30 protein-coding genes, 1 tRNA gene and 4 pseudogenes are annotated in these 26166 nt (G+C 49.6%); 12 read left to right on the top strand and 23 right to left on the bottom strand.

What is annotated here, in order from left to right; all coding sequences use genetic code 11:
- A pseudogene (locus AC6EMZ_RS05825) lies at window positions 1-512 on the bottom strand (tail fiber domain-containing protein); the annotation flags it as partial.
- 136 nt (window positions 513-648) lie between these two features.
- On the opposite strand from AC6EMZ_RS05825, the gene cor reads away from it, so the two are divergent.
- A complete protein-coding gene (gene cor / locus AC6EMZ_RS05820; protein WP_498401443.1) occupies window positions 649-903 on the top strand; it encodes a phage exclusion lipoprotein Cor in 255 nt (84 codons plus the stop codon).
- 3 nt (window positions 904-906) lie between these two features.
- On the opposite strand, the gene AC6EMZ_RS05815 is transcribed toward cor, so the two are convergent.
- The 5 genes and pseudogenes from AC6EMZ_RS05815 to AC6EMZ_RS05795 all read right to left on the bottom strand — a co-directional run bounded on the left by AC6EMZ_RS05815 (window position 907) and on the right by AC6EMZ_RS05795 (window position 6243).
- A complete protein-coding gene (locus AC6EMZ_RS05815; protein WP_498401442.1) occupies window positions 907-1869 on the bottom strand; it encodes a hypothetical protein in 963 nt (320 codons plus the stop codon).
- A pseudogene (locus tag AC6EMZ_RS05810) lies at window positions 1866-3719 on the bottom strand (TipJ family phage tail tip protein); the annotation flags it as partial. The gene AC6EMZ_RS05815 and the pseudogene AC6EMZ_RS05810, both read right to left, overlap by 4 nt.
- Window positions 3716-3955 (bottom strand): annotated as a pseudogene (locus tag AC6EMZ_RS05805) (DUF4055 domain-containing protein); the annotation flags it as partial. The pseudogenes AC6EMZ_RS05810 and AC6EMZ_RS05805, both read right to left, overlap by 4 nt.
- Window position 3956: 1 nt before the next feature.
- Complete coding sequence (locus AC6EMZ_RS05800) at window positions 3957-5264, bottom strand: terminase large subunit domain-containing protein (RefSeq protein WP_498401441.1); 1308 nt, start codon at window positions 5262-5264, stop codon at window positions 3957-3959.
- On the bottom strand, window positions 5242-6243 hold the full coding sequence (locus AC6EMZ_RS05795) for a terminase small subunit (protein ID WP_498401440.1): 1002 nt from the start codon (window positions 6241-6243) through the stop codon (window positions 5242-5244). Before AC6EMZ_RS05795 ends, AC6EMZ_RS05800 begins: the two co-directional genes overlap by 23 nt.
- A gap of 48 nt (window positions 6244-6291) precedes the next feature.
- Between AC6EMZ_RS05795 and AC6EMZ_RS05790 the strand changes: the two genes are divergently transcribed.
- A complete protein-coding gene (locus tag AC6EMZ_RS05790) occupies window positions 6292-6768 on the top strand; it encodes a hypothetical protein (RefSeq protein WP_498401439.1) in 477 nt (158 codons plus the stop codon).
- Between the two features lie 343 nt (window positions 6769-7111).
- Here the strand turns inward: AC6EMZ_RS05790 and AC6EMZ_RS05785 are convergent, their stop codons facing one another.
- The 16 genes from AC6EMZ_RS05785 to arsH form a co-directional block, all read right to left on the bottom strand.
- Window positions 7112-7339 (bottom strand): hypothetical protein, encoded by a 228-nt coding sequence (locus tag AC6EMZ_RS05785; protein ID WP_133632229.1) that lies wholly within the window; start codon window positions 7337-7339, stop codon window positions 7112-7114.
- A gap of 386 nt (window positions 7340-7725) precedes the next feature.
- Window positions 7726-7926 (bottom strand): hypothetical protein, encoded by a 201-nt coding sequence (locus AC6EMZ_RS05780; protein ID WP_133632401.1) that lies wholly within the window; start codon window positions 7924-7926, stop codon window positions 7726-7728.
- Between the two features lie 330 nt (window positions 7927-8256).
- Complete coding sequence (locus tag AC6EMZ_RS05775) at window positions 8257-8718, bottom strand: lysis protein (RefSeq protein ID WP_498401438.1); 462 nt, start codon at window positions 8716-8718, stop codon at window positions 8257-8259.
- On the bottom strand, window positions 8715-9251 hold the full coding sequence (locus AC6EMZ_RS05770) for a lysozyme (protein WP_498401487.1): 537 nt from the start codon (window positions 9249-9251) through the stop codon (window positions 8715-8717). Before AC6EMZ_RS05770 ends, AC6EMZ_RS05775 begins: the two co-directional genes overlap by 4 nt.
- A 2-nt stretch (window positions 9252-9253) precedes the next feature.
- A complete protein-coding gene (locus AC6EMZ_RS05765) occupies window positions 9254-9466 on the bottom strand; it encodes a class II holin family protein (protein WP_133632231.1) in 213 nt (70 codons plus the stop codon).
- A 93-nt stretch (window positions 9467-9559) separates the two neighbouring features.
- A tRNA-Arg gene (locus AC6EMZ_RS05760) sits at window positions 9560-9636 on the bottom strand.
- Between the two features lie 164 nt (window positions 9637-9800).
- Window positions 9801-10853 (bottom strand): DNA methyltransferase, encoded by a 1053-nt coding sequence (locus AC6EMZ_RS05755; protein WP_133632232.1) that lies wholly within the window; start codon window positions 10851-10853, stop codon window positions 9801-9803.
- Window positions 10854-11001: 148 nt separating this feature from the next.
- The gene (locus tag AC6EMZ_RS05750) at window positions 11002-11193 is read right to left on the bottom strand and encodes a TrmB family transcriptional regulator (RefSeq protein ID WP_498401437.1); all 192 of its coding nucleotides are present in this window, start codon (window positions 11191-11193) and stop codon (window positions 11002-11004) included.
- Window positions 11194-11415: 222 nt separating this feature from the next.
- Window positions 11416-12231 (bottom strand): antitermination protein, encoded by an 816-nt coding sequence (locus tag AC6EMZ_RS05745; RefSeq protein ID WP_498401436.1) that lies wholly within the window; start codon window positions 12229-12231, stop codon window positions 11416-11418.
- Window positions 12228-12590 (bottom strand): crossover junction endodeoxyribonuclease RusA, encoded by a 363-nt coding sequence (gene rusA / locus AC6EMZ_RS05740; protein ID WP_498401435.1) that lies wholly within the window; start codon window positions 12588-12590, stop codon window positions 12228-12230. The genes AC6EMZ_RS05745 and rusA overlap by 4 nt, the downstream gene beginning before the upstream one ends.
- Before the next feature lie 2 nt (window positions 12591-12592).
- Complete coding sequence (locus tag AC6EMZ_RS05735; protein WP_498401434.1) at window positions 12593-12799, bottom strand: hypothetical protein; 207 nt, start codon at window positions 12797-12799, stop codon at window positions 12593-12595.
- Window positions 12799-13401, bottom strand: a complete 603-nt coding sequence (locus tag AC6EMZ_RS05730; protein ID WP_498401433.1) for a DUF1367 family protein — start codon at window positions 13399-13401, stop codon at window positions 12799-12801. Before AC6EMZ_RS05730 ends, AC6EMZ_RS05735 begins: the two co-directional genes overlap by 1 nt.
- Before the next feature lie 39 nt (window positions 13402-13440).
- On the bottom strand, window positions 13441-13683 hold the full coding sequence (locus AC6EMZ_RS05725) for a hypothetical protein (protein ID WP_498401432.1): 243 nt from the start codon (window positions 13681-13683) through the stop codon (window positions 13441-13443).
- 107 nt (window positions 13684-13790) lie between these two features.
- Entirely contained in the window at window positions 13791-14015 is a 225-nt protein-coding gene (locus AC6EMZ_RS05720) for a DinI family protein (protein ID WP_498401431.1), read from the bottom strand.
- A gap of 299 nt (window positions 14016-14314) precedes the next feature.
- Complete coding sequence (locus AC6EMZ_RS05715) at window positions 14315-14848, bottom strand: anti-virulence regulator CigR family protein (protein WP_498401430.1); 534 nt, start codon at window positions 14846-14848, stop codon at window positions 14315-14317.
- Between the two features lie 321 nt (window positions 14849-15169).
- Window positions 15170-15868, bottom strand: a complete 699-nt coding sequence (gene arsH / locus AC6EMZ_RS05710) for an arsenical resistance protein ArsH (protein ID WP_279264779.1) — start codon at window positions 15866-15868, stop codon at window positions 15170-15172.
- An 84-nt stretch (window positions 15869-15952) separates the two neighbouring features.
- Here arsH and AC6EMZ_RS05705 point away from each other — a divergent pair, with 84 nt between their 5' ends.
- The 3 genes from AC6EMZ_RS05705 to arsC are packed head-to-tail and all read left to right on the top strand — an operon-like array spanning window position 15953 to window position 18040.
- The gene (locus AC6EMZ_RS05705; protein ID WP_279264778.1) at window positions 15953-16273 is read left to right on the top strand and encodes a transcriptional regulator; all 321 of its coding nucleotides are present in this window, start codon (window positions 15953-15955) and stop codon (window positions 16271-16273) included.
- Window positions 16274-16312: 39 nt separating this feature from the next.
- Window positions 16313-17602: an arsenic transporter gene (locus AC6EMZ_RS05700; protein ID WP_279264777.1), complete on the top strand. Its 1290-nt coding sequence runs from the start codon at window positions 16313-16315 to the stop codon at window positions 17600-17602.
- 12 nt (window positions 17603-17614) lie between these two features.
- Window positions 17615-18040, top strand: a complete 426-nt coding sequence (arsC, locus tag AC6EMZ_RS05695) for a glutaredoxin-dependent arsenate reductase (protein ID WP_279264776.1) — start codon at window positions 17615-17617, stop codon at window positions 18038-18040.
- A 118-nt stretch (window positions 18041-18158) separates the two neighbouring features.
- On the opposite strand, the pseudogene AC6EMZ_RS05690 reads toward arsC, so the two are convergent.
- Window positions 18159-18539 (bottom strand): annotated as a pseudogene (locus tag AC6EMZ_RS05690) (DNA cytosine methyltransferase); the annotation flags it as partial.
- Here AC6EMZ_RS05690 and AC6EMZ_RS05685 point away from each other — a divergent pair.
- From AC6EMZ_RS05685 to uspE, 7 genes are all read left to right on the top strand, one after another.
- Window positions 18510-18668: a YdaE family protein gene (locus AC6EMZ_RS05685; RefSeq protein WP_498401429.1), complete on the top strand. Its 159-nt coding sequence runs from the start codon at window positions 18510-18512 to the stop codon at window positions 18666-18668. The pseudogene AC6EMZ_RS05690 and the gene AC6EMZ_RS05685 sit on opposite strands and share 30 nt — an antisense overlap.
- 138 nt (window positions 18669-18806) lie before the next feature.
- Window positions 18807-22118: a RecE family exodeoxyribonuclease gene (locus tag AC6EMZ_RS05680; protein ID WP_498401428.1), complete on the top strand. Its 3312-nt coding sequence runs from the start codon at window positions 18807-18809 to the stop codon at window positions 22116-22118.
- Between the two features lie 14 nt (window positions 22119-22132).
- Complete coding sequence (locus AC6EMZ_RS05675) at window positions 22133-23173, top strand: RecT family recombinase (protein WP_498401427.1); 1041 nt, start codon at window positions 22133-22135, stop codon at window positions 23171-23173.
- Window positions 23174-23211: 38 nt separating this feature from the next.
- Complete coding sequence (locus AC6EMZ_RS05670; protein WP_263092880.1) at window positions 23212-23454, top strand: DUF4060 family protein; 243 nt, start codon at window positions 23212-23214, stop codon at window positions 23452-23454.
- A 64-nt stretch (window positions 23455-23518) separates the two neighbouring features.
- Window positions 23519-23734: an excisionase family protein gene (gene xisR / locus AC6EMZ_RS05665; RefSeq protein ID WP_498401486.1), complete on the top strand. Its 216-nt coding sequence runs from the start codon at window positions 23519-23521 to the stop codon at window positions 23732-23734.
- Window positions 23734-25020: a site-specific integrase gene (locus AC6EMZ_RS05660; protein WP_498401426.1), complete on the top strand. Its 1287-nt coding sequence runs from the start codon at window positions 23734-23736 to the stop codon at window positions 25018-25020. Before xisR ends, AC6EMZ_RS05660 begins: the two co-directional genes overlap by 1 nt.
- Before the next feature lie 136 nt (window positions 25021-25156).
- Window positions 25157-26107: a universal stress protein UspE gene (gene uspE, locus AC6EMZ_RS05655; protein WP_498401424.1), complete on the top strand. Its 951-nt coding sequence runs from the start codon at window positions 25157-25159 to the stop codon at window positions 26105-26107.
- Window positions 26108-26166: the final 59 nt, after the last annotated feature.

The raw sequence follows: 26166 nt of genomic DNA, 5'->3' as shown, positions 1-26166 counted from the left end.
AAACCGAGGTTTGTGCGAGCGTCTTCTGCCTTCGTTGCCCCGGTACCGCCTTGTGCAACAGATAGCGCAGTAGTAAGCCCTTTCAGCTCAGTGATATCGCTGTTTGCCCCCTTTCTGGCCAGTCCACCTATACCGGGGATCGTAACAGGGGTGCCGTTGATGGTTACGGTGATATTCTGGTTTGCTGAGGTAGTCGCGAATGTTTCCCACGCGCCAATATTCTCGTCATAGTCTTTGATGAGCTGAGACATCGCCTGAGCGAGTCCATCGACCGAGATATTGTCTGATACCAGAATGCCGTATTTCTGCCCGCTAAGAGCCGGGGACGCGGCTGGCGTTACCGTCAGGGACGTGGCGCTATACACAGATGAAATCTGGAACAACTGAACCGGATTTGACATGACGATAATCGTCTGGCCAGCGCGTACCTGGCTGGCGGGTGCTGTCCAGTTAGTGCCGGTGCCGGTTGCGGTATTTCCGTTTATAGCGATGGTGCCAGTGTTATAAAGCATGACTATCTCCAAAATAAGATTGATCGTTTTGAGCGATCAATAAATGAATATTGATCTGTTTTACCAATTTCGCTATTTGATTACCTGCACATAGAATGACCGGGGAATATTGACATGAACGATAAAAGGATTATTTATGAATAAGCTCTACGCAACTGCAATAATCATAACGACAGTGTTGCTGACTACCGGATGCGCGAGTAATACACCGCCCATTTGTTACAATGAGGCCGTGATAGCGAAGAACAGAGTTTCCATCCCTGTCTTCGGTGTCAGAAAGCCATTTAAAACAACAGAATACCTTTCCGGTGGAAGTTTTGCCTTTCAGTGGATGCCGCAGGAATCTTTTACCAAAACAACTGAATGCGACAGGTTTGGATATACTGAGTAAAAGTTAAATACCAAGTGAGTATTTGTAATACTGATCATACGGGGCGCAGTCTATATACATGACCTTTGTTCCGACCACCCATGGCCTAATCGTGAGGCTTACACTCCCAAGCGTTGACTGATAAACCTCGGTACTGTTAGTTCTCCACTTACCGTTAGTGCCAATCCCTGCCCCGGAACAGGTGTAATTTTGATACCCGTAGTTGGGATAAGAAGGGTCCTGCGGGATATACATAAAACTTGTGATGCCAGTTGTAACGGCAAGAGGCTGGTCAGATTCCATGTAAGACTGCGTTATAAACTTCGCATCAAGAGGCATGCAGTTATTATGCCAGACCATCACTCCGTCACGGTACATATAGAAACCAGCAGACGGGTTGGGAGGCAATACTTTTGAGAAGATGTATACGCGGGTTGGATACTGATTCTGAGCGGCATTAGCAAACTGCAAGCGATATGTACCACCGCTTTCAACCTGAGTGAAGAAAGACCGGCTCAAATTCCCCCCCTGATTGTTACGATTCCTGATAAAAACAATAATCCCGGCGCCCACTGGGACGCCGGTATCAATCGTCCTTGCCCCAGCCTCGATATCAATCACCTTACTCAATACGAAGGGGGTAAAGTCAGGTGCAAGCTTTACCGTTCTCACACCTGATGGATAATGATATAAAGCAAAGCCTGCATACGAGCTACTCGCACCTGACTTTGCCGTTGCAGTTACCACTAACCTCAATGGTATCGTAGTGTTCCATGAAAGCGTGTTGCCTGAGACTGAAGCAGTGATAGTGTTGTTTTGCTCATTATTCGCAAGGGTGTTATTCATTGCTGTAACGGCAAAGTCAAAACCAGCGGTGGCGTAAGTTTTGGTACCACTACCGTTAACAACAAGGTGATCTATCACGTAAGTAAAACCCATTGCATTCGTGGCATCAAAACTGGTTCCCTCGATAAACATCTGCATCATAACGGTTTACCCATTACCACCAGAGGCCGGTTTGAAGCGTCATAGAAAGCTATTCGGTCAGCCGTGATTTTGAGCTGCCCTCCACCCGTTCTGCCATTCATTTCAAGGGTCCCCCCTTTATCCAGTTTCCAGCCTGCCGAGCCGGCAACATAGTTATTGGACTGGATGTAGTTGCCGACTTTGGCGTTACTGATGGTGCCATCGCCTATCACCGTATCCCTGATAATCACCTGCCCGTTCTGAATAACAAACGGTAGCGTAACAGTAGCTCCGGCCTGATGAGTCACAGCGAAGCGATCAGCCAGGAAGATGACCTGTGACTGCATGCCGGACGATGTATTTTCCACGCCGATCCCCATCCCCGCGGCGTAATACTGGCCATTGCTGGAGACCCCAACCTTGATGTTATACATCGCTTTCAGATCACCATTAACGTTCGCTATGGCCTGAGCGTTAGTGGTGATCGCTGAAGTATGGCCATTGACGGTGGCCGTAATGCCGTTTACCTGCGTGGCCGTAGCCTGCTGGTAATCCGAGAAGGTCTGGTTCAGGTTATTGATGGATGCTTTGTTGCCGTTCACATCCGTCTGCAGGGCCAACAGCGAACGCGACGTGGCCTCCTTCTCGTTGACGATCACCTCATCAATACGGTCCAGTTGCGCGCTGTTACCGGCAACCGATGCCGACAGCGTTTTACGCGCGGCCACCTGCGCCAGGTTACCCTGGATAATCGCGATGGCTGAGTTCTTCACCCCACCCGTCATACCGTCCACAGACACGCTGATGCTGTCGATTCGCTGGCCCAGTGCGGCATCTTCTGTTGCCACCGTTTGCTCAAGCTGAGTCAGGGATGACGACACTTTCCCGACCGTACTGGAAAGCTCATTGACGCTGGTCTGAACCTCCCCGGTGTCCTGGGCATTTTTGGCGATCTCCTTCGCCTGTTGCTCAAGGTCATCGTTGGCCTGTTTGATATCGTTAACCATGCCAGCAATTTTTTCATTGCTGTCCACCGCGTTCTCGATCAGGTCTTTGAAGGTATCAGAGTCTTTAATTTCCTCTAGGATCACATCGGTGATGTCGGAAACATCGATGCTGGCTTGTCCTCGCACCCATTCTGTGTAACCTGATTCGTTGCCGCTGCGGTCCACCAGTTGCGCGCGGTACCAGAAAATCTGCCCAGCCTTAAGGCCCATCTGCTGATATTTGCGCTGCGGGTAAGGCACATCGGCCAGCAGCATGGGATCGTCTTCGGTACCGGTCAGGCTGTATTGAATTTCCGTCTTCAGCGTGTCGTCGGTATTCGCCGGGAATCCCCAGTTCAGCTCAATACCGAATACCACGTTTTCAGAAGCGATGAAGCCAACCGGCTGCGGTGGATTGCCCACTTTACCCGTCAGCGTTTTCTCTTTTGAATAGCCCCAGCCTGAGGATATTTCTGCGGCGTTGATTGCGCGCACGCGCACCAGGTAGCGTCCGGTATAAATCCCCGGAACGTCGAATGACGTGGTTGAGGTGCGGGGGACATTAACCCAGTTCCCTTCGTTGCGGCGCCACTGGGCTTCATAGGCGATAGCGTTCTGCGCCTGGTCCCAGCTCACGCGCATGGTTTCGATACTGATATTCTGCTGTACCACCGAGAAAGAGCTAATCACAATGTCAGCAGGCGATGACTGATTGCCTGGTGGAATGACGCTCATTGGTCGCTGGTCGATGATTGCTCCGGTATCGATACGAGCATATTTGTCCGGATCATGATTTGCCCCAGTGATGGTATAGGTCCCATCATCATTATCAGTGACACTAATCACCCGGTACTGTTGTGCATACAACTCGTCAGATTCAACAACCCGAGCAGACCGATTTTCGTATTGCCTGTTATGGCGTAGAAAACCGCACGGCTCAGGTAGTCCTCGTTGCGCTTACGGTTGCGGGAGGTTTTATCGGTCGGATCGAGAAGCGGCAGATATTTATTACCTGCATCCTTAACCGCTTCAGCACCCTTGCAGAAGTCCCGGTATTTCTTCCAGGCAGCAGAAGCCGCCCGGTGTTCTGGTCGAACCCAGGTGATGTCGTCGTTTGCCATATCAGAAAGTGGTGTCCATGGTGATTGAGTATGCTGGTTTCACGATCGGGTAATCCTTCACGATGAAGTACCCACCAGCGTCGTTAGGGTGATCGTTATCTGCTGACTTATCCGGCTCGCCGTTTGCAGCCCATATCTGCTGCTCAAGGCTCTCCGTGTAGACCGGACAGTTCTGGACGTTGACCAAATAGCGGCGCTCACCGTTGGCATTGCAGAACATGGCGTTCATCGAGTTGATGCGGTCTTTCACCGGCGGGTTGGCATCATCGACAATGACGCTGAATCCGGCGTCGTTAAGCTGCGCGATATCGGTCTTGCTGGCGTTCTGCGATTTACGGGAGTCGCCCGAGGCATCCGGATAGATATAAATCTCCCGGCTTTTCACATAGCGGCCATCTTCATAACGCCAGAACTCTTCCTGAATGCGCTTGATCATCGCTGGCGTGTCGTAAACTTTCACCAGCTCACGTACCGCGCGAGGCAAGCTGTTGCGCTTAACGTGAACAATCGCGGCCATTTTCCCCACGTTGAAGTCCATACCAATAAACAGTGGGTCGTTGTCCTGAATCTCGTCAGAACAGTTATTCAGCCTGCGGTTGAATGTGTGGTAAATAGTCCCGCTGTTCAGGTTGGTGAACTTGCCGCGGAGATAAGCCTGAATCAGCTCATCCGGATAAGAGCTCAGTAGTGACGGGATGTAATCAGGAGGCAGATTCTTTGCGTTGTCGAAGGTGCTGGCCTGGATTAGTCCGTAAAGTGCCACCAGCTCAGGTTTGTCACGTACCGCCTTCACGAACTGTTGATAGACGAACTTGAATCCCTCAGGCGTGGTCGTGACATCGATGCCGTTTCTCAGACCAGGAACGTTGTAACGCATGCGCGCGATGATTTTTCGCCAGGCCTGCTGGGCTTTGGCCGCCGCCATCACGTCCAGTTCGTCAACCATCGCATTACCGATTTTGAAACCGACTATCGAGCCTGGCTTTTCCATCGAGCGGCAGATTGTCGTTCCGCGGTAACGCCGTCCCTCGTAGAAGTGAACCTCTTTATTCCCCTCGTTGATTTTGACTGACAGCCCCCAGTCGAAAGCCACCTCTTCAATCGTCGGGTAGAAGATGTCACGAATCTGAGGATAGGTTGGCGCAAAGTAGCCCTGGTTGATTTTCGGGAACTCCCACATTCCCTTGCAGATGCCACCACAGCCTACCCAAGTCTTTCCCGACCCAAAACCGGCTACGTAAGCTTTGAATTTGTGCTGCATAGCGAGGAAGCGAGCCTGAGGAATGTTAAGTGTCGGGCTGATCCCCATCGTCTGCCCTCGCATCCACTACGTTGATATTGATTTGCACTGGTGTTGGTTCTTTATCATCGCCATCACCGGCAAGCTCTTTGCGGAGTTTCTCGACCTCCAGCAGCCGACGGTCGATTTCGATCTGCTGCACGCGCTGTGCGAACTCACTATCTGCCAGGCCAAGCCGCTTCATCACCGCTTCGAACATTCGTTCTCGGCTGATTGCTGTGATTTCGACGCCATTTTTGCCGACCTTCACACCTGAATAGGCGAGCCTGGAAGCAGCCGGGAGTTTACGTGTATCAGGAAAGTAAGGCTGGCCAATGCCGTCGCCGTTGCAGCGCGGGCATTGTGGGTTTGGCTCTTTGTTGTGGTCGTAACCGTAGCCGCCAGTGTCTTCTGGCTGCCTGGCTCCTTCTCGTCCTTCACCCTTAGCCAGCTCCTCATCAAACTCTACGGCATCGCGCCACTGATAATGGTGACCAAAGCCCCAGCAGTAACGGCATGCGCCGCGGCGATATTGCGAGAGCTGATTGGCATCAAAGGTGGCGAGCTGCCACATCTGCGCGAGCACGTCATCGGCACTACCAAGTGTGCGCGCAATGGAGGCTTTCTGCTGCTGCGCAATTGCCTGCGCAACCCTAGTTTTCCCTAGTAGCTCAGGTCCGATTTTGTCAGCATTCCGCTTGCTGTACCCCGCCCGGATAGCTGCCTGTGTGGCATTGTGATCCTTCAAGTACTCCGCAACAAAGCATCTTTGTAGTGCCGTTAATCCATCATCACCTACCAGCTCATCTGCGCACTTTTCCTTTTGCGCAGTGCGCAGTTTCTTCTGCGCAGGTTTTTGCGCACTTTGTACAGTTAGCTTTTTGATGTAACGGCGTGCGGTCGCATAATTCAGTCCCTGCGCTTCACACCATTCCTTCGGTGATACGTTGGTTTCGGCATGATCGGACAGGAACCGTTGCTGAAGCACGCCCCAGTCCGGTTTTGCCATTGTTTTCTCTATAACTGCAACTGTGGATGAATCTTTATCAAACGTGAGATGCGTGTATTATTTCTGTGCTGGCTACATTCATATAAATCAGAAGCAGGAATAGTTAATAATGATAAAGAAGTATTTATTTGGAGCTGTGCTGACATTAGCCGCCACATCTGCGGATGCTGGATGCTGGATGCTGGATGCTGGGTTGTAAACAATCTAACTGGCGTAGGTTCCCAACAATACAATCAATTTCAGTTCAAAAAAGACGGTTTCTCGGGAAAAGTATTTGTACTCAACATTGATAAAAACTCCCCATCCGTTACAGATAGCATCATGACCTATACAGTTTTAAGCCCAACTTCGATGTTAGGAACGTACAATATAGGCTTGGGAATGACTGTTCAGACATGGCAGATATCAACTGATGGCACTAAAGCTTTTATGACGCTTAACCGAACAAACTCTAGTAGCGCCTCGCAAGATGCTGTGGGATCCTTTGTAGGCGATATCAAAGCTAAATGTGACCCTCAGCAGTAACGGATGAATCTGCATCCCTCGTTTCTTCCTCGTACATATTGCATTCATGGGAAAGTATGTATTCCCATTACGATGAGTCAGTCCATGGTAATGGCAATAAAAAGCCCCTGCAGAGATGCAAGGGCTTTGGCATATGGTGCCGGGTGCCTCCCGGTGAGCCTTTGGGATAACCCCCATGACTCGCTGCTTCAGAAGTTCACGATGAGCCCTAGTGAAGAGGAGCTATCGGGTTACTTAGCCCCGCCGCTTAGGGGGATTCACCATAATCTCTATTCAATGTAAATTTTAAAACGGCCTGATAACCAAGAGGATCAAAGTGTCTTCAAAGGTCAGTAAGTTATATTTACAGGTATTTATTCACTGCACTTACAACTTCGTCATTAGTGAGTTCGCGGTCAGAAGCGACATAAATCTCAATATGATCCCCGGTTAATGAATGAACCCCGGAAAGCATTATTTTTAACGAAACTTCATCCCCGTTTGGGTACCTTCGCATGATGGCTGTAACAGGTTTGAGCACATTAACGACTTCAGCCTGCTGCGAATTGAAGAAGATCAAAACCTTTTTCATAAACTACCTCAATCCAGTCCTGCATCTGTTTTAAACAGGGGGCGCTTCTACTTGATAAATTGCAGATAGTTAGAAAAGGCCATGCTACCACATGGCCTTTGAAAGCATTGTTCATCGTGAAAATCAAAATAATCCGGAGCCACCCAGGAAAGCTAAGACTTCAAGATACCCAATACACCTGCCTGATGGACAATTCAGATGAGGTGGGCTGAGTGTATACATTATAAAAAAATACACACCCATTAAGAATGAGATGGTCGCACATGTGTTGTTTGACAGCACTTTTAAGTTCATATCGTGCCACATCACAGCACATTCAACTGCTTTTATGCATTATTTATCGATGTAACTATTATCAAGCCCACCCGATGAGGGCTTTGTAAGGGCTACTGGCGAACAATGTAGTCGTAACGTGAAACCCTCTTACCGTTTTGATTCATCACGTAGGCAACCTTAGCCTCTTTAAGGAAGATGTTCAGGTCCATGTCAGATACAGAAATGCTCTGCTGCCCCAGATTGAAACCAACCCTCAAGCCACAATGAATCTTTTCTTCGCCATCAAGTGACATCACTTTTACTATTAAAATGCTTCTTCTGGTCGTAGAAAAGCCCCGCTATTGCGAGGCTCTGCCTTCTTTGCAACCTATCGTCTGCTGCAATATGTCCGCTTTATAGCTTCATCGTGAATTCGCTAAAAAAAGCCGCTCGGATAGAGCGGCAGAAACAATTACCAGGGAATAAGATGAAGCATGATATCGATATTATAGCTCGCTTAAGATTCAGGATATGTAATTAAGAAATTTCTTAAGACATATATCAATGATTATTAGCAGACTCACTTTTGTAACGAAATGTGCATTCTTTCTGCAATTGCCACCCTCTAGAGACGATCAGATTTCCCTCTCTTGAGGGATTTTTTATCTTAAACACTGCTCACGCACATACGCCTGCAGTCCAGTCAGTTGTTTGGCGACGGTTTCGATTCGCTCTCTGAGGGTGAAATAATCCCGTTCAGCGGCGTCAGTAGGTCGGGGGCTGGCTGCATCATCCATGCTGGTGGGGCTGGCCGTTCCGTTCGTGGGACATTTTGCGTTGATGCGCAACCCACACTTGCCAGAGCTAACGCAGCGCTGCAGATCATTGAGCTTGGCTTTCGCATCAGCGAGTTCTCCTGTGTATTTGGCATCCAGTACAGCAAGATCTCGCTGACGTGTCTGCATGTCTTTGATGGTAGCGTTCACCAGGTTTAGATTTTCAGTGGCTTTATCACGCTGGCTTTTGTAGGTGATGGCATTGCCGCGATAATGGCTAACCGCCCATGCCATTGATACCAGCAGGAGAATGGCTACCGTGCAGATGATTGTAGTGAGACGGCTCATATATCCACTCCCCAGCAAGTTAGCGCGCTTTCCTGATCACGACGTTCTACCTGACCATAACAGCCGTTCTTCTGGCCTTTGGTTATTCGGCAGTCTCGACCACCATCTTTAATCCACCAACGAATCGCTTCGCATGCGCCTTTACGGTCGCCAGCATTAATCCGCTGATAGAACGTGGACGGAAAGCATTTACCGGGACCGATATTGTATGGGCAGAATGAAGCAATACCAACTTTCTGTGGTTCAGTGAGCGGCACTTTGATATTTCGATCCACCCATGCCAACGCTTTGTCACGCTCGACGGCGTTCACTTTCTTGCACTGGGATTCTGTTGCTTTCATCCCTTTAATGACTGGCTTGCCATCAATGACCGTTACACCGTGGCACAGTGACCACACTCCGCCAGGGTCTATGATGGCCACAAATACATTACCTTCTTTCTCACTAATGAACTGATCAAACAAAACCGGTGCTGATGCGCCAGCAGCAATCAGGGATATCATTGCAGCGCTAAGCTTCGCTTTGTTTCCCATCATTAACCTCGCGCGGCCTTACGCCGATCATCTTTAATTTTAAAATACAGGTTTGTCAGGTATGTCAGGAAACCGAAAAGAAGGCTGCCAAGCACGCCGATTGCAGCCCATTGCGATGGACTGACTTTATCGAGTATCTGAAACATCCAAAACCCAGCGTTCCCGGCTGATGCCCCGTAAGCAATACCAGTCGTTAGTTTATCCATGCGATACATACTCTCACCTCACTAAGTAGCGGGTGCGTAATTGAGGAAGTTAAAAGGCCGCCGGATGGCAGCATTTTGAAGATTAATTATGGTGTGATCAGATGGTCCGCCATCGAGGATTCGAACCCCGAACCACAGAGGTAGAAGCTCCGTGCTCTCTCCAATTGAGCTAATGGCGGAAAAAAATGACCAGTAGACATCACTGGTCAATGGGTCATGCAGTTGTCTCTGCGTAGCGGACCGAAGTCCGCGCGATGTAATTATTATATCGAGAGCATTATCAAATGCCTTCAAAAAGGTAGCACTTAAAATAGGACCTATACCAACCGGCAGGATAGCCCCCTTAATCCTTTAGGAATTTTCTTACTTCTTTAACTGTTTGGCTAAATCGCTCTTCCTCAAGCTCTACACCAATGGCTTTTCGTCCAAGCTGCAGCGCTGCTTTGAGTGTCGAACCTGACCCCATAAAGAAATCAGCGACTACATCGCCCGGCTGGCTGCTGGCATTGATAATTTGCTGCAGCATATCCGCAGGTTTTTCGCAGGGGTGTTTTCCTGGGTAGAACTGAACAGGTTTATGTGTCCAGACATCGGTATAAGGTACGGAAACAGAAACGGAGAAATGCCGCCGAAGGGATTTGTATTCCTCCAGCAACTCTGAATATTGTCGATTTAGACACTGCCATTCTTCCACCAGCTGGTGATGTGTCGTATCAAGTTCGTTACGCTGAAACTTCTCTTTTGCGATCCGCTCAAATAGCATCTGCAACTTGTGGTAGTCCACTTCGTTCGGCAGCTGCCACTGGCTAGCGCCGAACCAGTGGGACGCCATATTCTTCTTGCCAGTGGCATCGGCGATCTCTTTCGACGTAACCCCCAGCGCTTCGCGAGCATCGCGGAAGTACGAAATCAGTGGGCTCAGAACATGCTGTTTAAGCTCTCGTGATTTTTCCTCATAGCCACTGTCCTTCGGCTTGTATGGCCCCTGATAGTGTTCCGCGAAGAGTATTCTCTCTGTAGTTGGAAAATAGGAGCGCAAACTTTCTTTATTGCACCCATTCCACCTGCCTGAAGGTTTCGCCCAGATGATGTGGTTAAGCACTTTGAACCGCTCACGCATCATAATTTCGATATCGGCGGCGAGCCTATGGCCAGAAAACAGGTAAATGCTTCCAGCAGGCTTGAGTACTCGCCAGAACTGCGCTAGGCAAATATCCAGCCAGCGCAGATAGTCAGTGTCACCGTTCCACTGATTGTCCCATCCGTTCGGTTTAACTTTAAAGTAAGGCGGGTCGGTAACTATCAGATCGATGGAGTTATCGGGGAGTGAAGCAACATATTGAAGGCAATCAGCGTTGACTAATTCAGCACTGTTTATTTTTACAGTATTTTTCATAGATCAGTAAGCCGGTCTCTGGTAGGCTCACTCTGCTTTAGCGCTAAAGCGGTGGGCCTTGGTTCGCTTGTGACCTTCTACATGAGCAAATGGCTGGCCGGGTGCTACAACACCCACCAGCCGCCCATTCCCACAAAAAAAGCCCCCATCACTGGAGGCGCTTGTAACAACCAAATTGATATTCTGATAATCCAGCCAACACCAGCTGTGTGAGTATTAACTGGCAGCGTTCGCGGGTGAGGTGGGTATTCTGCGCTATCTCGCCAGCAGTAGCCGGCGCGTCGGCTAATTCATTTAAAACTGCTTTTGCTTCTTCTGTCATATCCAACTGATTTAGCATGTCTTTTTACCCTTTGTAATGGCGTGACATACAGATAACTCTGGTTGGAACGAACAGCAAGGTATCTTTGCGAGGGCATAAAAAAGCCCCACGGTGTAAACCGCAGGGCTGGAATTTTTTGCTAGTTCAACGAAGTCAGTAACCCATCGTTAGAGATAAATTAACACAGATTCGGGAAAAGTAAATAGCTTACGATAATATCGAGAGCTATTAAATAACCAACTATCTAGTTATCCGTTTTAGCTGTCCCTCTGCCCATGCCTCTTCGATATCGAATTTCGTGATCAACTGGTCGTAGAATGGTTTAACTGACTTTTTCCAGGTATCAAGCGTGATGGCATCAGTAATCAGGCAAACAGCCGCATGCGCCTCAGTTGAAGGAATACGCTCGAACCCTCTTCCACTACAACGCTTGCAATCAGTCAGGACCGGTACACCCTGTTGTTCGGTGAGCTTTTTGTTAACTGCTTTGCCGCGCCCCAGGCAGTCATTACATGCGCAACTCACGACCCGCTTCCCCTTACAACTTGTGCAAAGCACTTTGACTGTCTCGCGAATCTGGCGTTTTACCTCGAAATCACTCGGAGATTGCTTTAGGTCTTTTGCGAACTGTGGGAGTTTCATGGTGTAGTGCGATTTCATAGTGAAAACATCGGCCTCAATAAAGCCACTCCCTGAGCAGCAATCGCAATGTCTCACGCTGGCGGCGCTGCGCGAGTAGTCCTCGAAAGCAAATGTAGCCAACTGATGAATGACCAGCGGCTTAATTTTGGCATCGAGTTTCCTCAATGCGGCAATCTTGTCACATTTGGTCAGCGCGTATTCCACCAGCATTTCAATCGCCCTCTCCCGGTCGTGACTACTGATGCCCATCTTCCCAAGAAAAGCGCTGTAACCCATGGCGGCCCGCTCCTGGGTCATGCCCATGGCCGCCATAATATCCGTTCCGGTTAATGAGTCAGACGCAGTAGCTCGCGGAGAGTCGCTAATCATCGTCGATTTGGCGAAGTGATATTTGAGTGTATTTTCAAGATTCATGCGGTCCCCAATTCGGTAATGGTTAGTTCTAACTTCCCGCCTTTAACGATCGGCATTTTCACAACGCGATAATCCACAACCTGGCAGTCATCAAGCCAGAAACCAGCTTTGGTCAAAGCGTCGAATGCGGCTTTCTGGAGGTTATCCAGATCGCGGCGCCGGCGGTCGGGCATGTGGCACTCGATGCGGAGTTTGAGCGGTGCGGCCGTGCGGATATTCAGCTGACTATTGCGAATGATCATGGCCACTGAGTTCCGATAGGCAACGCCGTCTGCGCTGATATGCGTCCGACCGCGGTTATGCCGGTAATACCGATTGTTGCTCGGCGGCCAGGGTAAAGTTATCTGATATATATTCACTCTCACCCCCACATCTGGTTACGCCAGCGGCTATTCGGGCGCGCTGGTGAGTTTGATGTTGGCAGGTAAGCACTGACGGTCCAGGTGACATAATCCGGGTTTAGGCTGCGCTCAACACGCACGCCCCGCGCTTTATAGCGTTGTAGCAATTCGTCAGCCTGTTCGGTACTGCACTCGGTGTGGTGGAACCAGGTCTTCCTCATCCCCATCACCCCGCGAAGCCAATCAACTGCGCGGCGACATTTTCTGCGTCACTTTGGCTGTTGAAGGACATGGATAAAATCCACCGCCACAAAACATCGAGCGCAGCTTTATAAAGCTGCTGGAATTCGAGTTCGTCCATGTTGGCGAATGAGATGCTGCGGGGGTGTTTTCGGAGCGTACCGTCAGGAAGCTGGATGGCATCAAAGTGCCCTGCTTCGACGATCACCCAGGACCGGTACGCATCGAACGATTTGCACAAACTAATGCCGTTCGTGACACGCCGGCTTGCGATTTGCTCAAGATACTGTTCAGCGGCATCGATTAACGTCGTTTCATTCCCGGCGTATGACGCGAGAAATTTGGCGTAGCCGGTGATCAGCTTTCGCTCATTACTCGAGATAGCACCGCCGGCTGGCTCCCAGTATTCAAAACCGAGATTGAGGAGCGCGAAGAAACGCCGATGAAATGCCGGGTTACGGACACGTTTGAAATCAGCAACGAGAACATCGCCGAGACGGATTTTTGATTGCAGAATATCGCTGGTCTCGGGTGTGGCCGGGATCAGTATTCCTGTGTGGTGCTTAATGAGTTGTAATTCGAGCGCCATGGTTCTCTCCGTGGCGCATCAGGTATAGGTTGTTCAGGCCTATGAAGGAATAATATCAGACGGTGGGATAAGTCGATAGCCGAGGCGTGTAGCAAATTGCATAAACCCGTTGAGGGTAAAGATTTCTTCATCCTCAAGAAGAGGACGCAATGAAACCAATCCATTTACGCGATACACCAGATATCTTCCATCTGCCGGGAAGCTGTAAATAACTGCCTTATCGCCTCTTCTGACCACATCATACCATTGGTCATCCGCTGTAAAAGTACCGGTAATTCTCACTATTTCCTCCCTGAGCGACATATTGACGCAGTTAATAATTATCGGGAGCAATTCTGTTAACGCAACGAGCGATACTCTTTGAAATTGCCCCTTTAAAGTTTATGCGATCAATAAAACCACTCGTCCGCGCTTTCCCAAGTCTCCTGAACCAGACACTCAACTTCCTTTTTATCACCACCAAAAACTGTAAGGCCATCAGTACTCGCGCGCCTGATGGTTAGTTTGCAGTTTGTGAATTGTTTAGTCAGTCGCTTTTGTAGCTCAGTCTCCAACGCTGGTAAGGCTCCCTCTGGAAGTTTCTTCATGCGATCAATAGTTAACTCAACTTTCATTTTCCCTCCGCATTGAAATACTGTACATACGTACAGTGCATTTATAAACTTATCTTACGGTTTTTGCAAGGTTTCCTGACAGGAAGGTTTAAAAAATGAATTTCTAGGGTTAGGAAATAGTCGTTTAGGGATGATCTCAAACTGCATGGAGGAACTACATATTTATGATTTTCACGTCCACTTTGTGCCAGAAGCAGACATCACTATTACCCTGTTTCGTTAATAAACTAAGGCATATTGTCTCAGGAGGTTGGAAAAAGAAGCCCCGCGGATGCAGGGCATTCGATGGCGGGGACGAATTAATCGAAAACACCATTAATGACTGAAGTCACAATGGCCGTGCTTAAAGCAACAAGCACCAAATCATTACCAACGGCTCGCCATTCGTAGCCCGGGTAATATGGCAAATCGTTAATCATTGATGCTGGCAAAGTTTTCTTAGCAATACCTGGAGGCAATGGTTTACCTCGTACTACATTTTTAGCGATACCCGGCGGCAGCGCCTGATATCCAACAAGGCCATAATTTACAGCAAATGAGCGAGCTCGGGAGAAGCTGATGTCGGAGTCAACATGGTCTGGTTTGCCGTAGTTTTTGCGGTTTCCATGATCCTTATTAGACTTTTCATTACCCTGACCTTTGTTCCCATTGTCGGCGCTTTTTCCGCTGTTGCTATGGTTACCACTATTACCACTGTTACCGTGATTACCTCCGCCATTGCCTTGCCCACCTCCGCCATTACCGTTACCTGGGTTTGCAAAAACTGGTGCTGCAAGGACAGTGAGAGATATAACCGCCGCAAGTGCAGTTTTGATAGTGCGACGCTTAAACATGATATTTATTCCTTTAGGTTAGATACACACTTTGAAGATATGACAAGGCTATAACCTATACAATCTCATGATTTCTTATTTTTAAATATTTTCACATGAATTGTATAAACCTCATCTTTATGCGGGCTGATTTTCGGTCATTGGGTCTACGCTGCTTTTTTTGCGAGAGGATGTAGCGTTGTCTCTACATTTCCAATCTACATCGTCCCGTAGATCATGGATAGATTCAGTTACGAACCTTTTAAGTCTGTAGGCAATAAACACAACAAAATCTCCGCTTTTCGCTCTCAGCGGACCTTTCATTTAACTAAGAAACGAACGTTATATTTTCTCCTGGTTGACGCGGGATGAAAGCTCCTTATGACTCTCCTTTCGTTCACTATAACGGTCTGCAAGGTAGCCGGTTTGACCCTTGAGCAGCAGCGTGATTTTAAACAACTCTTCGGACACATCGACGATACGATCATACCAGGACGAAGGTTTCATTCGCCCATTCTCATCGAATTCCTGCCAGGCTTTAGCCACTGAGGACTGGTTGGGTATCGTGAACATCCGCATCCAGCGTCCAAGAATACGCATCTGGTTCACGGCGTTGAAGGACTGCGAACCGCCGCAGACCTGCATGACCGCCAGAGTTTTTCCCTGGGAAGGACGAACGGCCCCTTCGCTTAAAGGGATCCAGTCAATTTGTGCTTTCATCACCGCACTCATTGCCCCATGCCGCTCCGGGGAACTCCACACCATTCCGTCACACCACCGGACCAGACCGCGTAATTCGGTGACTTTAGGGTGTGTATCCGGGGCATCATCCGGAAGAGGCAAACCTGATGGGTTAAACAGCTTTATCTCTGCCCCCATCGCCGTCAGCAGGCGACCCGCTTCTTCTGCTGCAAAACGACTGTATGAGCGCTCTCTTACTGAGCCATACAAAAGCAGAATGCGTGGCGGCTCCTGGTGCTGCAGGCGTTCAGCAATCTGCTGATCGAAATAATCAGCTCTCAGTGCAGGTAAGTGTTCCATTTTTCTCCTCCGAGAAGTTTAGTGATTTAAAAATTAATACATATGATTTACCATATGTGTACTCTAAAGGGAACGGAGTAAAAAATGCTACAGCCTGTTCAGCTTTTTAAAATCCTGTCGGATGATACCCGCCTTGCCATTGTCATGCTTCTCAAGGAATCAGGGGAACTGTGCGTATGCGATATTTGCGCAGCGACCACAGAGTCACAGCCTAAAATTTCTCGCCACATGGCCATCCTCCGTGAGGCTGAACTGGTACTCGACCGCCGGGAAGGTAAATGGGTTCACTATCGCTTGTCCCCGCACATGCCGGCATGGGCCAGCGAGATGATAACGACGACATGGCACTGCTTACGCGACGATGTGCGGGGATGGCTAGAGAAATCCGCATGCACGTCATGCTGATAAATCACATATACATAAACATATATGAAGGGGGCTGAAATGTTTCTGGCAGGGAGTATATTTATACTGACGCTGGTCCTGGTCATCTGGCAGCCCAGAGGCCTCAACATTGGCTGGAGCGCGAGTATCGGAGCCTTACTGGCGCTGGGAACGGGGGTCATCCACATTGATGATATCCCCATCGTCTGGAATATCGTATGGAATGCAACCGCAGCATTCATTGCTGTGATCATCATCAGCCTGCTGCTCGATGAGTCCGGTTTCTTTGAATGGGCCGCACTTCATGTTTCCCGCTGGGGTAACGGGCGCGGCCGTCTGCTGTTTACCTGGATAGTTTTGCTCGGTGCTGCTGTTGCTGCACTGTTTGCTAACGATGGTGCTGCACTGATACTCACTCCGATTGTGATTGCGATGCTCCTCGCTCTGGGGTTCAGCCAGGGGGCGACGCTAGCCTTTGTCATGGCAGCTGGATTCATCGCGGATACTGCCAGCCTGCCGCTGATTGTCTCAAACCTGGTGAATATTGTTTCGGCGGATTTCTTTGGCCTGGGCTTCACCCAGTACGCCTCCGTAATGGTTCCTGTGAACCTGGCCGCTATTGCTGCCACACTGGTCATGCTGCATCTCTTTTTCCGCAGGGATATTCCGGCGACGTATGACGTTTCGCTGCTCAAGACACCTGCCAGTGCGATAAAGGATCCGGCAACCTTCAGGGCGGGCTGGGTTGTACTGTTATTGCTGCTTGTCGGTTTCTTTGTTCTTGAGCCTCTGGGGCTTCCTGTTAGTGCGATAGCGGCGGCTGGTGCAGCAGTGCTGTTTGTGGTGGCGAAAAGAGGGCATGCCATTAACACAGGGAAAGTCCTGCGCGGTGCGCCATGGCAGATCGTTATTTTCTCACTGGGCATGTACCTCGTGGTCTATGGCCTGCGCAATGCAGGGCTCACGGAGTACCTGTCTGGCGTGCTGAATCTGCTAGCAGACAAGGGGTTATGGACAGCGACGTTCGGCACTGGCTTCCTGACGGCCTTTCTCTCATCAGTGATGAACAATATGCCGACGGTGCTGATTGGCGCGCTGTCGATTGACGGGAGTACGGCGACCGGCGTCGTCAAAGAGGCAATGATTTATGCCAATGTGATTGGCTGCGATTTAGGCCCGAAAATCACCCCGATTGGCAGTCTGGCAACCCTGCTGTGGCTGCATGTGCTTGCCCAGAAAAATATGACGATCACCTGGGGATATTACTTCCGTACCGGCATTGTCATGACTATGCCTGTGTTGTTTGTCACTCTGGCCGCGCTGGCGTGGCGGCTCTCTGTCACTTTGTAATGAGATACTGATATGAGCAACATTACCATCTATCACAACCCGGCCTGTGGCACCTCTCGCAACACGCTGGAGATGATCCGTAACAGCGGCAACGAACCGACGATAATTTATTATCTCGATACGCCCCCGACCCGTGATGAGCTTATTAAACTTATTGCAGATATGGGAATTACTGTACGCACATTGCTGCGTAAGAATGTTGAACCTTATGAACGCCTGGGTCTGGATGAAGAGAAATTTAGTGATGAGCAGTTGATTGATTTCATGCTTCAAGATCCGATCTTGATTAATCGGCCGATAGTCGTTACACCGCTTGGCACTCGTCTTTGCCGCCCTTCAGAAATAGTGCTGGATATTCTACCGGAAGGTCAGAAAGGAGCGTTTACCAAAGAGGATGGCGAGAAGGTCATTGACGAATCGGGGAAGCGGGTTAAGTAATCTGTTCACTTTAAATTATCGGATGTCTGTTTACGCTATGCAGGCGTCCGCTTTTCGCTCATAGCAGACCATTTTTCGAGTAAAATATGCCGCAAACAAAGCGGCATTAAATGGATTATCATGCCGCTTGATCGCTTACGCATAACTCTGGCAGGTTTGCTTTAACCAAGGCCTCAGCAAACGGAGGCGGTACGGCGTTCCCGCATCGGGCCACCTGCTTATCCTTAGCATATTTCACACCACGGTAGTCACGGTCGATGATGTACCACTCAGGGAATCCCTGCGCCCGATATAGCTCAAGCGGTTGGAGCATGCGCATTCCGATATCGACTATCTTATAAATTACTCCATCGATTGTTACCAGACCTGTACTATCGGATCCGCAATACTCCTGCAGGAACTCGAGCGCCATCTGTGCGCGTGCCTCGTCGTAGCCTTTCATCGCGAGTGTCGTTTTGACTTCACCAACATGAAGGCCCCCAGCGGTTACTGCGGCAAGCCGGTTGAACCGGAGGAAGTAGTTAAAAGTACCCTTCTCTATCGCAATGGCTCACAGCTGGCGCGCAAAGAAAAAGAGTATTGCTCTGAGCGTTGTGCTTCGTACGACCAGATGGCCCACGAAAGCTAACGTAAAAGCCGCGCAAGGCGGCCCGTACGTCCGGTGACACCGACCAAAGTTACACCGGAAAACTAAACAAAACCAAAGTTCACCCAATGGGCGCTATCTCTGGCCCGGGGATCTTACATCCAAAAAAGAGGATCTCACATGGAATTTTTCTATGTAGTTAAAGCTACGCAGAAATCCGGCAAAGAAGACGCAGTGGTTTGGTTCACTGCGAAATCCGAAGCTCGCGCCAATCTGCAGCTCGATGTTGAGCTTGAAGATGCTGGTATTGAAACTGGACGGGGTAAGGATTACCAGAAACCGATCCGCACTGATTTCCCGGTCTATGACGACCTGCCGGAAGAAAACACAGTGGATTACACCTGGTGCAAGCGCTACGAACTGGATGAAGACCAGCGCACCTGGAAAGCGAAGTTACAGCGGGAAGAATCAACCCCGGTTAGTCACTTTGAAAAGGATGAATTACTTCGCCCGATAGCTCGTCTACGTCTACCACAACGCATCATTGCTCACCTGATTAATGACAACGAACTTAAAGAAATAAGCGAAGAGCAGCACATTCAGATCGGACAAATGGAGAATGACGAAACCAATCTCTTCGTCCAGAACCTTGTGCAAGCCATGGCTGCTGCTCCTGGCGTCAAAGAGCTTTCTGCCCATATAGAATGGAAACTTGTCCGGGCTATTAAAACCGTTTTCGACCTTGATCAGTTATATGCCACTGCCTCATTCGAAGACTTCATTAACGAGTGGATTAATGATGCAGACACTCGCAGCCTTACCGTAAGCAAATGGGCTCAAGACAAAAAGCCAGCGGCAGATTCCGTAGGAGAAAACACCACTTCAAAGACCCCTGAGCTGATCACCGTCGCCACGCTTCCACTACGTCAGCGGATCCTCGCGCAGTTTATTGCTGACGAATACGCCTACCACATCGATGCTGAACAGAAGAAAGCCATTCAACAACTCGAAATGGATGTTGATAACAGCTACGTGCAAAACATGCTCCTGGCCGCTGAGAATGTAGAGCCATTCAAAGCTGCCCACGAGCTCGACTTCTGGAAAGTAATTACCGCCCTTAAAACAATCTTTCCTGTAGATGGAAAACGTGTCGAGTTGTCGCTGGTAATCCAGTTCTTCAGAACCTGGTTCAACACAGACTATATTGATCGCGGCATTCTTGTACGCGAATGGGCAGTCGGCAACCGCATCAGCAATGTTCAGCGCACCGATTCCGGTACGAATGCCGATGGTGGTTATGACACCGACCGCGGCGAAGGTGCGCACCACTCACTGGACACTCTGGATCTGGAAATTGCCTGCGCCCTGCTACCGATGGACTTCAACCATCTGGAGATACCCGGCAGCATCCATCGTCGAGCCAAAGAAGTTGTGGCGAAAAAAGAAGAACCGTGGAAGTCATGGAGCGCCATCCTGCGCAATCAACCGGGCGTTCTGGCGGTAAACCGCGCGGCAATTTTTAACCTGATTCGCATCGCGCCAGAAAACATCCATCACACACCAGCAGCTCATCTTGAGTTCGTTAACCAGACGATGACGGCTGAATTCAATGCAGCGGTGAAACTCTTACCGATACCATCCCCCTCAGCAGACACCAAAGATCCGGGCGCTGACACTACAGAATTATCATGTGTCGATGAACAGGCATCTATCGAGCACATATTGCCGAAGTGGGTAAAAACCGACGAACAACATCTCGCTGTTGAGCAGGATGACTCTGCTGATACCCATTCCCTGCCGAAGTGGGCAAATACCGCCACCAGCCAACCACAGATCGAAAACCTCGGCAGCGGCGTGTTCTCCATCGATGGTCTGATGAATGAAAAACCAACAGAAAAAGATGACCGGTCATCTGTTAAAGAGGAGAACTTCAGCAATGAGCAGATGGAAAAGGCTCAGCCAGAGAAAGTCGAAATTAATGATGCGGTACCACCAGTCGAAGGCGCTGTTGCAGCTGATCCGCAAGCAAATATCGTAGCGCCGGCTGATGTGCTTGCCGCCGCGGCGCCAAGCCTCGCAAACCAGAATAAGGCGGATGTTAACCAAAAAGATGATTCAGCCAGCCAAAACAGCGATTTTGTAAACCAGAACGCGCCGGAACCGGTACAAAACGTGCCAGAAGTGAAACAGGCCGAACCAGAATATCCGGCTTACTTCGAACCGGGCCGCTATGAAGGGCTGCCAAATGACGTCTATCACGCGGCGAATGGCATCAGCTCGACGCAGGTTAAAGATGCGCGAGTGAGTCTGATGTATTTCAACGCGCGTCACGTAGCCAAAACCATCCCGCGAGCACCTTCCAAAGTATTGGATATGGGCAACCTTGTGCACGCACTGGCTCTTCAGCCTGAAAATCTGGATGAAGAATTCAGTGTTGAACCGTTGATTCCGGAGAGTGCCTTTACCACGACTGCAACACTTCGCGAGTTCATCGACACGTATAACGCCAGTCTGCCGGCACTGCTGAGCGCTGACGAAATTAAAGCCCTGCTGGAAGCGCACAACAGCACCCTGCCGCCCCAGGTCTCGCTTGGCGGATCGCTTGAAGAAACGGCTCAAAGTTACATGGCGCTGCCAGCTGAATTTCAGCGTATCGAAGCAGATCAGAAACAAACCGCCACGGCGATGAAAGCCTGCATCAAAGAATATAACTCCACCCTTCCATCGCAGGTGAAAACCAGCGGCAACCGCGATGCCTTGCTCGAGCAGCTGGCGATCGTCAATCCTGACCTGGTCGCACAGGAAGCACAGAAGCCGGCACCGTTGAAAGTGTCCGGTACCAAAGCTGACCTGATGCAGTCCGTGAAATCCGTTAAACAGGATGCCGTGTTTGCCGACGAACTGCTGGATGCATGGCGCAACAACCCGGGCGACAAGATTCTGGTGACGCGCCAGCAGCTGACGACCGCACTGGCCATCCAGTCGGCCCTTCTGGCCCACCCGACAGCCGGCATGCTACTACAGCACCCGAGCCGTGCAGTTGAGGTCAGCTACTTTGGCTTTGACGATGAAACCGGCCTGGAAGTGCGTGTCCGCCCTGACCTCGAGATCGAAATAGACGGAGTGCGTATTGGTGCTGACCTGAAAACCATCAGCATGTGGAACGTTAAGCAGGAAGGACTTCGCGCCAAACTTCACCGCGAAATCATCGACCGTGATTACCACCTGAGCGCTGCAATGTACTGCGAGACCGCAGGTCTGGATCAGTTCTTCTGGATTTTCGTCAACAAAGACGAGAACTACCACTGGATCGCCATCATCGAAGCATCCGCAGAACTGCTGGAACTGGGAATGCTCGAATACCGCAAATCGATGCGCGCTATCGCTACTGGCTTCGACACTGGCGAATGGCCATCGCCGATCACTGACGATTACACCGACGAACTGAACGACTTTGACCTGCGCCGTCTCGAAGCGTTGCGTTTGGCTTAATGGAGGATTTGACCATGCAAAATACAAATATCATCACAACAGAGCAGGCTCCAAACACCCTCTCTGCCAGCAACGCAGTATTCAATGTGCAGGCACTCGGCCAGTTAACCGCTTTCGCTGACCTAATGGCTCAGTCTGCTGTCACTGTTCCCAAGCATCTTGCGGGGAAACCTGCCGACTGTATGGCGATCGTCATGCAGGCCATGCAATGGGGAATGAATCCATATGCAGTGGCGCAGAAAACGCACCTGGTAAACGGCGTGTTGGGTTACGAAGCTCAATTGGTTAACGCAGTAATTTCAAGTTCCAGCGCCATCGTTGGTCGCTTCCATTATAAGTACGGCGGTGATTGGGAGCAGATTGCGGGACAAAAAGAAGGTCGCAATGAATTAGGCCTGTTTATCAAGGTTGGTGCAGTTCTGCGCGGTGAAGAGGACATTACCTGGGGTGAGCCTATTTACCTAGCGGATATCACCACACGTAACTCACCGCTTTGGAAGACAGCACCAAAGCAACAGATCGCATATCTGGCCGTTAAGTATTGGGCGCGACTCTACTGCCCTGAGGTGATCCTCGGCGTCTACAGTCCGGATGAAGTTGAGCAGCGTGCAGAGAGGGAAATTAATCCAGCACCGACAAGAGTAAGCCTCAGAAACCTATCAGGTGACAACGTAACAACCACTCACGCCGCTCAGGAATCGGCCGTCAACGTTGATATCCTGGCTGATGATTTCCGCGACCGCATCGATGCTGTACAGGACGTTGATAGCGCCAAAGCGTTACGGGTTGATATCGAAAGCGTAAAAGCCACGCTGGGTTCCGCCCTGTTCACCGAGCTAAAGAACAAAGCAGTGAAGCGTTACTACCTTGTGGACGCACGCAACAAAGTAGAAGCGGCAATCAATTCTCTGCCGCCTTCAGATGCTCCCGAAGCCACTGAGCGATTCGGGGAAGTTGAGCGAGTGCTGGCATCGGCTAAACGTCATCTGAGCGAAGAGCTACACGATCAGTTCAGAATCACTCTGGCGGATATGAAACCGGAATACGTGGCTTAGGGAGATCGGGAGGGGAAACCCTCCCTAAAGGAGACAATATGCGACTGATCAATCGAGGTAGTAGGCAATCCCCTTTGGCTCGCCAGGCATGTGACATCGCGCTCGCAGCCCACCAGCAACGTTACGGCGATTACGGGCGAAGCAAGATGAAAGAGACCTACACCGTGAGAGTTGAAGGTGTGAAAGTTTGGGTTGAAGTGGTGAATCGTAAGGCGAGCTATGTAGCTACAGCAATGACTGGCATGCGTCGGCTCCGTTCATTACCCGGTCAGGCCTCCTGATATCGGAATATCAATTGTTCTTAACCGGTATCTTTATACTGATGCCGGTTACCTGAGGTGAATGATGGCACAGGTAATATTTAACGAAGAGTGGGTGGTTGAGACCAGATTAACTGAAAGAACAGGGCTTACCGAAGGTCAGATCAAAAATTACCGTCTGAAGCTTTGGGTGGAAGGCGTGCATTTCAAGCATTTAACAGCGCTGGGTCAGACTGATAATGCCAAAGGATTGCTCTGGTACAACTACCCCAAGATTAATCAGTTAGTGCAGGAACTCTGATGAAATTTCCAACCGGTATTGAATTACACAACGGCAAAATACGCATCACTTTCACCTACCGCGGCATACGATGCCGCGAAGTTCTGCGTGGGTGGTTGGTCAGTAATAGCAATATAAAAAAAGCTGGCAACTTGAGAGCATTGATTGTCAGCGAAATCCAAATGGGCGCATTCGACTATGCCCAGCGATTCCCAGAATCAAAAGCGCTCAGCAAGTTCGGCACGACGAAGCGCATTAACAACTTCACTGAATTGTGCGACTTGTTCTGCGATTACAAGGCACTCGAGGTTTCAGCGGCTTCAATGCTCACAATTCGCTCGACGGTCAACACTCTCAGGAGGGTTGTGGGAAACAGCACACTTTTAGCCGATATTCAGAACGCCGACCTGCTCAACTACCGGCGGGAACTTCTGTTCGGTGAAGTCGTTAATCCCAGTATGCCAAATTATAAGAAACAGGGCCGATCGCCATCAAGGGTAAATACGCTCATAAACGTCCTGACAGAAATGTTAAAAATGGCTAACCGTAGCCAGTTCATCTCCCATGCTCCATACGAGGGCATACAGATGCTTAAGGTTTCAAAGCGATCACCTGACCCACTTAGCTTTGATGAGTATCATTCCTTTATTTCACACCTTTCTCTACATCATGCGCTCATCTGGACAATTGCCACTCATACAGGAATGCGGCATGGCGAACTATGTGCGCTTGCTTGGGAGGATGTCGACCTGAAGAATGGGGTAATCAATGTTTCGCGAAACCTTACTAGTAAAGGGTTATTCGTTCCGCCTAAAACTGATGCAGGGATCAGAAAAATAGCCTTGCTCAGATCCGCTCACGATGCATTAATTAAGCAGTTCAAAATAACTGGCGCCCTTCCCGCCCATTCAATCGAGTTTCATCACCGAGAGCATGGAAAAACTGAAAAACAAATCATCAGTCCGGTATTCGTCCCGACATCTCACTCGAAAAAAAAGACCGGTTACTTTTCCAAAAACTCGATATCCTATGGATGGAAACATGGTTTGCGGCGCGCAGGTATTAGAAGTCGCCATCCTTACCAGTCAAGGCATACGTATGCATGTTGGTCACTTTCTGCTGGTGCAAACCCTTCATTTATTGCCAGTCAGATGGGCCATGAAGATTCCAGGATGGTATATGAGGTTTATGCCAAGTGGATCGGCGACATGAATAGTGACCAGGTAGACATGATAAACAGCAAAATACTTACCGGTTTACCCCCATCACACCCCCAAGGGTCTTTTAAAGTGCATAAATTTGTTTAAAATCAATATAATAATCAAGTTAACTATAAATTTTCATGATTTATTGATCTGGCAAAACCTTCTCCCCTGTTTCATTCAAGATATATAGGTTACTCTTTTAATTACAGACTGTGGTTACAGTAGTAAGGAGACCTGTATGGCAAAATATCAAAACATGCTGGTGGCCATCGATCCTAATCAGGACGATCAACCGGCGTTACGGCGAGCTGTCTATTTACATCAACGGATTGGTGGCAAGATTAAAGCATTTCTGCCGATCTATGACTTCTCATACGAAATGACCACCCTTCTGTCGCCTGATGAGCGCACGGCTATGCGTCAGGGAGTGATAGGCCAGCGAACGGCCTGGATCCGAGAGCAGGCAAAATATTACCTTGATGCAGGCATTCCTATTGATATCAAAGTGGTGTGGCACAACCGCCCCTTCGAAGCCATCATTCAGGAAGTGATCGCTGGCGGTCATGACCTGCTGCTAAAAATGACCCACCAGCACGACAAGCTGGAATCCGTTATTTTCACGCCGACTGACTGGCATCTGCTACGTAAATGCCCATGTCCGGTGTGGATGGTAAAAGATCAGCCCTGGCCGGAAGGTGGCAGAGCGGTCGTGGCGGTCAACCTTGCCAGCGAAGAGGATTACCACAACGCTTTAAACGAAAAGCTGGTGAAAGAGACTATCCATCTGGCCGAGCAGGTAAACCATACCGAAGTGCATCTGGTAGGAGCTTACCCGGTTACGCCAATCAACATCGCCATCGAACTGCCTGAATTTGACCCGAGCGTTTATAACGACGCGATTCGCGGTCAGCATCTGCTGGCAATGAAAGCCTTACGCCAGAAATTCAGCATTGATGAGAAAATGACTCACGTTGAGAAAGGGCTGCCTGAAGAGGTTATTCCTGACTTAGCAGAGCACCTGCAAGCCGGTATTGTGGTGCTTGGTACGGTGGGTCGTACGGGCATTTCAGCGGCGTTTCTGGGCAATACCGCCGAGCAGGTTATCGATCATCTGCGCTGCGATCTGCTGGTCATTAAACCGGATCAGTATCAAACACCGGTTGAACTGGACGATGCCGAAGACGATTAACGCTTGAGTTTAGGCACAAAAAAAGCCGCCAAATGACTGGCGGCTTTTTGTTTGCATCA

Source organism: Enterobacter sp. SCRI0065, from assembly GCF_059766475.1.
This window is presented reverse-complemented; position numbering and strand designations above follow the sequence as displayed.

Bases quoted from the DNA above. Each gene is read 5' to 3' on its own strand.
- cor (WP_498401443.1), top strand. From the start codon at position 649: ATGAATAAGCTCTACGCAACTGCAATAATCATAACGACAGTGTTGCTG.
- AC6EMZ_RS05815 (WP_498401442.1), bottom strand. From the start codon at position 1,869: ATGATGCAGATGTTTATCGAGGGAACCAGTTTTGATGCCACGAATGCA.
- AC6EMZ_RS05800 (WP_498401441.1), bottom strand. From the start codon at position 5,264: ATGGGGATCAGCCCGACACTTAACATTCCTCAGGCTCGCTTCCTCGCT.
- AC6EMZ_RS05795 (WP_498401440.1), bottom strand. From the start codon at position 6,243: ATGGCAAAACCGGACTGGGGCGTGCTTCAGCAACGGTTCCTGTCCGAT.
- AC6EMZ_RS05790 (WP_498401439.1), top strand. From the start codon at position 6,292: ATGCGTGTATTATTTCTGTGCTGGCTACATTCATATAAATCAGAAGCA.
- AC6EMZ_RS05785 (WP_133632229.1), bottom strand. From the start codon at position 7,339: ATGAAAAAGGTTTTGATCTTCTTCAATTCGCAGCAGGCTGAAGTCGTT.
- AC6EMZ_RS05775 (WP_498401438.1), bottom strand. From the start codon at position 8,718: ATGAGCCGTCTCACTACAATCATCTGCACGGTAGCCATTCTCCTGCTG.
- AC6EMZ_RS05770 (WP_498401487.1), bottom strand. From the start codon at position 9,251: ATGGGAAACAAAGCGAAGCTTAGCGCTGCAATGATATCCCTGATTGCT.
- AC6EMZ_RS05765 (WP_133632231.1), bottom strand. From the start codon at position 9,466: ATGTATCGCATGGATAAACTAACGACTGGTATTGCTTACGGGGCATCA.
- AC6EMZ_RS05755 (WP_133632232.1), bottom strand. From the start codon at position 10,853: ATGAAAAATACTGTAAAAATAAACAGTGCTGAATTAGTCAACGCTGAT.
- AC6EMZ_RS05750 (WP_498401437.1), bottom strand. From the start codon at position 11,193: ATGCTAAATCAGTTGGATATGACAGAAGAAGCAAAAGCAGTTTTAAAT.
- AC6EMZ_RS05745 (WP_498401436.1), bottom strand. From the start codon at position 12,231: ATGAATCTTGAAAATACACTCAAATATCACTTCGCCAAATCGACGATG.
- AC6EMZ_RS05735 (WP_498401434.1), bottom strand. From the start codon at position 12,799: ATGGGGATGAGGAAGACCTGGTTCCACCACACCGAGTGCAGTACCGAA.
- AC6EMZ_RS05730 (WP_498401433.1), bottom strand. From the start codon at position 13,401: ATGGCGCTCGAATTACAACTCATTAAGCACCACACAGGAATACTGATC.
- AC6EMZ_RS05720 (WP_498401431.1), bottom strand. From the start codon at position 14,015: ATGAAAGTTGAGTTAACTATTGATCGCATGAAGAAACTTCCAGAGGGA.
- AC6EMZ_RS05715 (WP_498401430.1), bottom strand. From the start codon at position 14,848: ATGTTTAAGCGTCGCACTATCAAAACTGCACTTGCGGCGGTTATATCT.
- arsH (WP_279264779.1), bottom strand. From the start codon at position 15,868: ATGGAACACTTACCTGCACTGAGAGCTGATTATTTCGATCAGCAGATT.
- AC6EMZ_RS05705 (WP_279264778.1), top strand. From the start codon at position 15,953: ATGCTACAGCCTGTTCAGCTTTTTAAAATCCTGTCGGATGATACCCGC.
- AC6EMZ_RS05700 (WP_279264777.1), top strand. From the start codon at position 16,313: ATGTTTCTGGCAGGGAGTATATTTATACTGACGCTGGTCCTGGTCATC.
- arsC (WP_279264776.1), top strand. From the start codon at position 17,615: ATGAGCAACATTACCATCTATCACAACCCGGCCTGTGGCACCTCTCGC.
- AC6EMZ_RS05685 (WP_498401429.1), top strand. From the start codon at position 18,510: ATGAAGGCCCCCAGCGGTTACTGCGGCAAGCCGGTTGAACCGGAGGAA.
- AC6EMZ_RS05680 (WP_498401428.1), top strand. From the start codon at position 18,807: ATGGAATTTTTCTATGTAGTTAAAGCTACGCAGAAATCCGGCAAAGAA.
- AC6EMZ_RS05675 (WP_498401427.1), top strand. From the start codon at position 22,133: ATGCAAAATACAAATATCATCACAACAGAGCAGGCTCCAAACACCCTC.
- AC6EMZ_RS05670 (WP_263092880.1), top strand. From the start codon at position 23,212: ATGCGACTGATCAATCGAGGTAGTAGGCAATCCCCTTTGGCTCGCCAG.
- xisR (WP_498401486.1), top strand. From the start codon at position 23,519: ATGGCACAGGTAATATTTAACGAAGAGTGGGTGGTTGAGACCAGATTA.
- AC6EMZ_RS05660 (WP_498401426.1), top strand. From the start codon at position 23,734: ATGAAATTTCCAACCGGTATTGAATTACACAACGGCAAAATACGCATC.
- uspE (WP_498401424.1), top strand. From the start codon at position 25,157: ATGGCAAAATATCAAAACATGCTGGTGGCCATCGATCCTAATCAGGAC.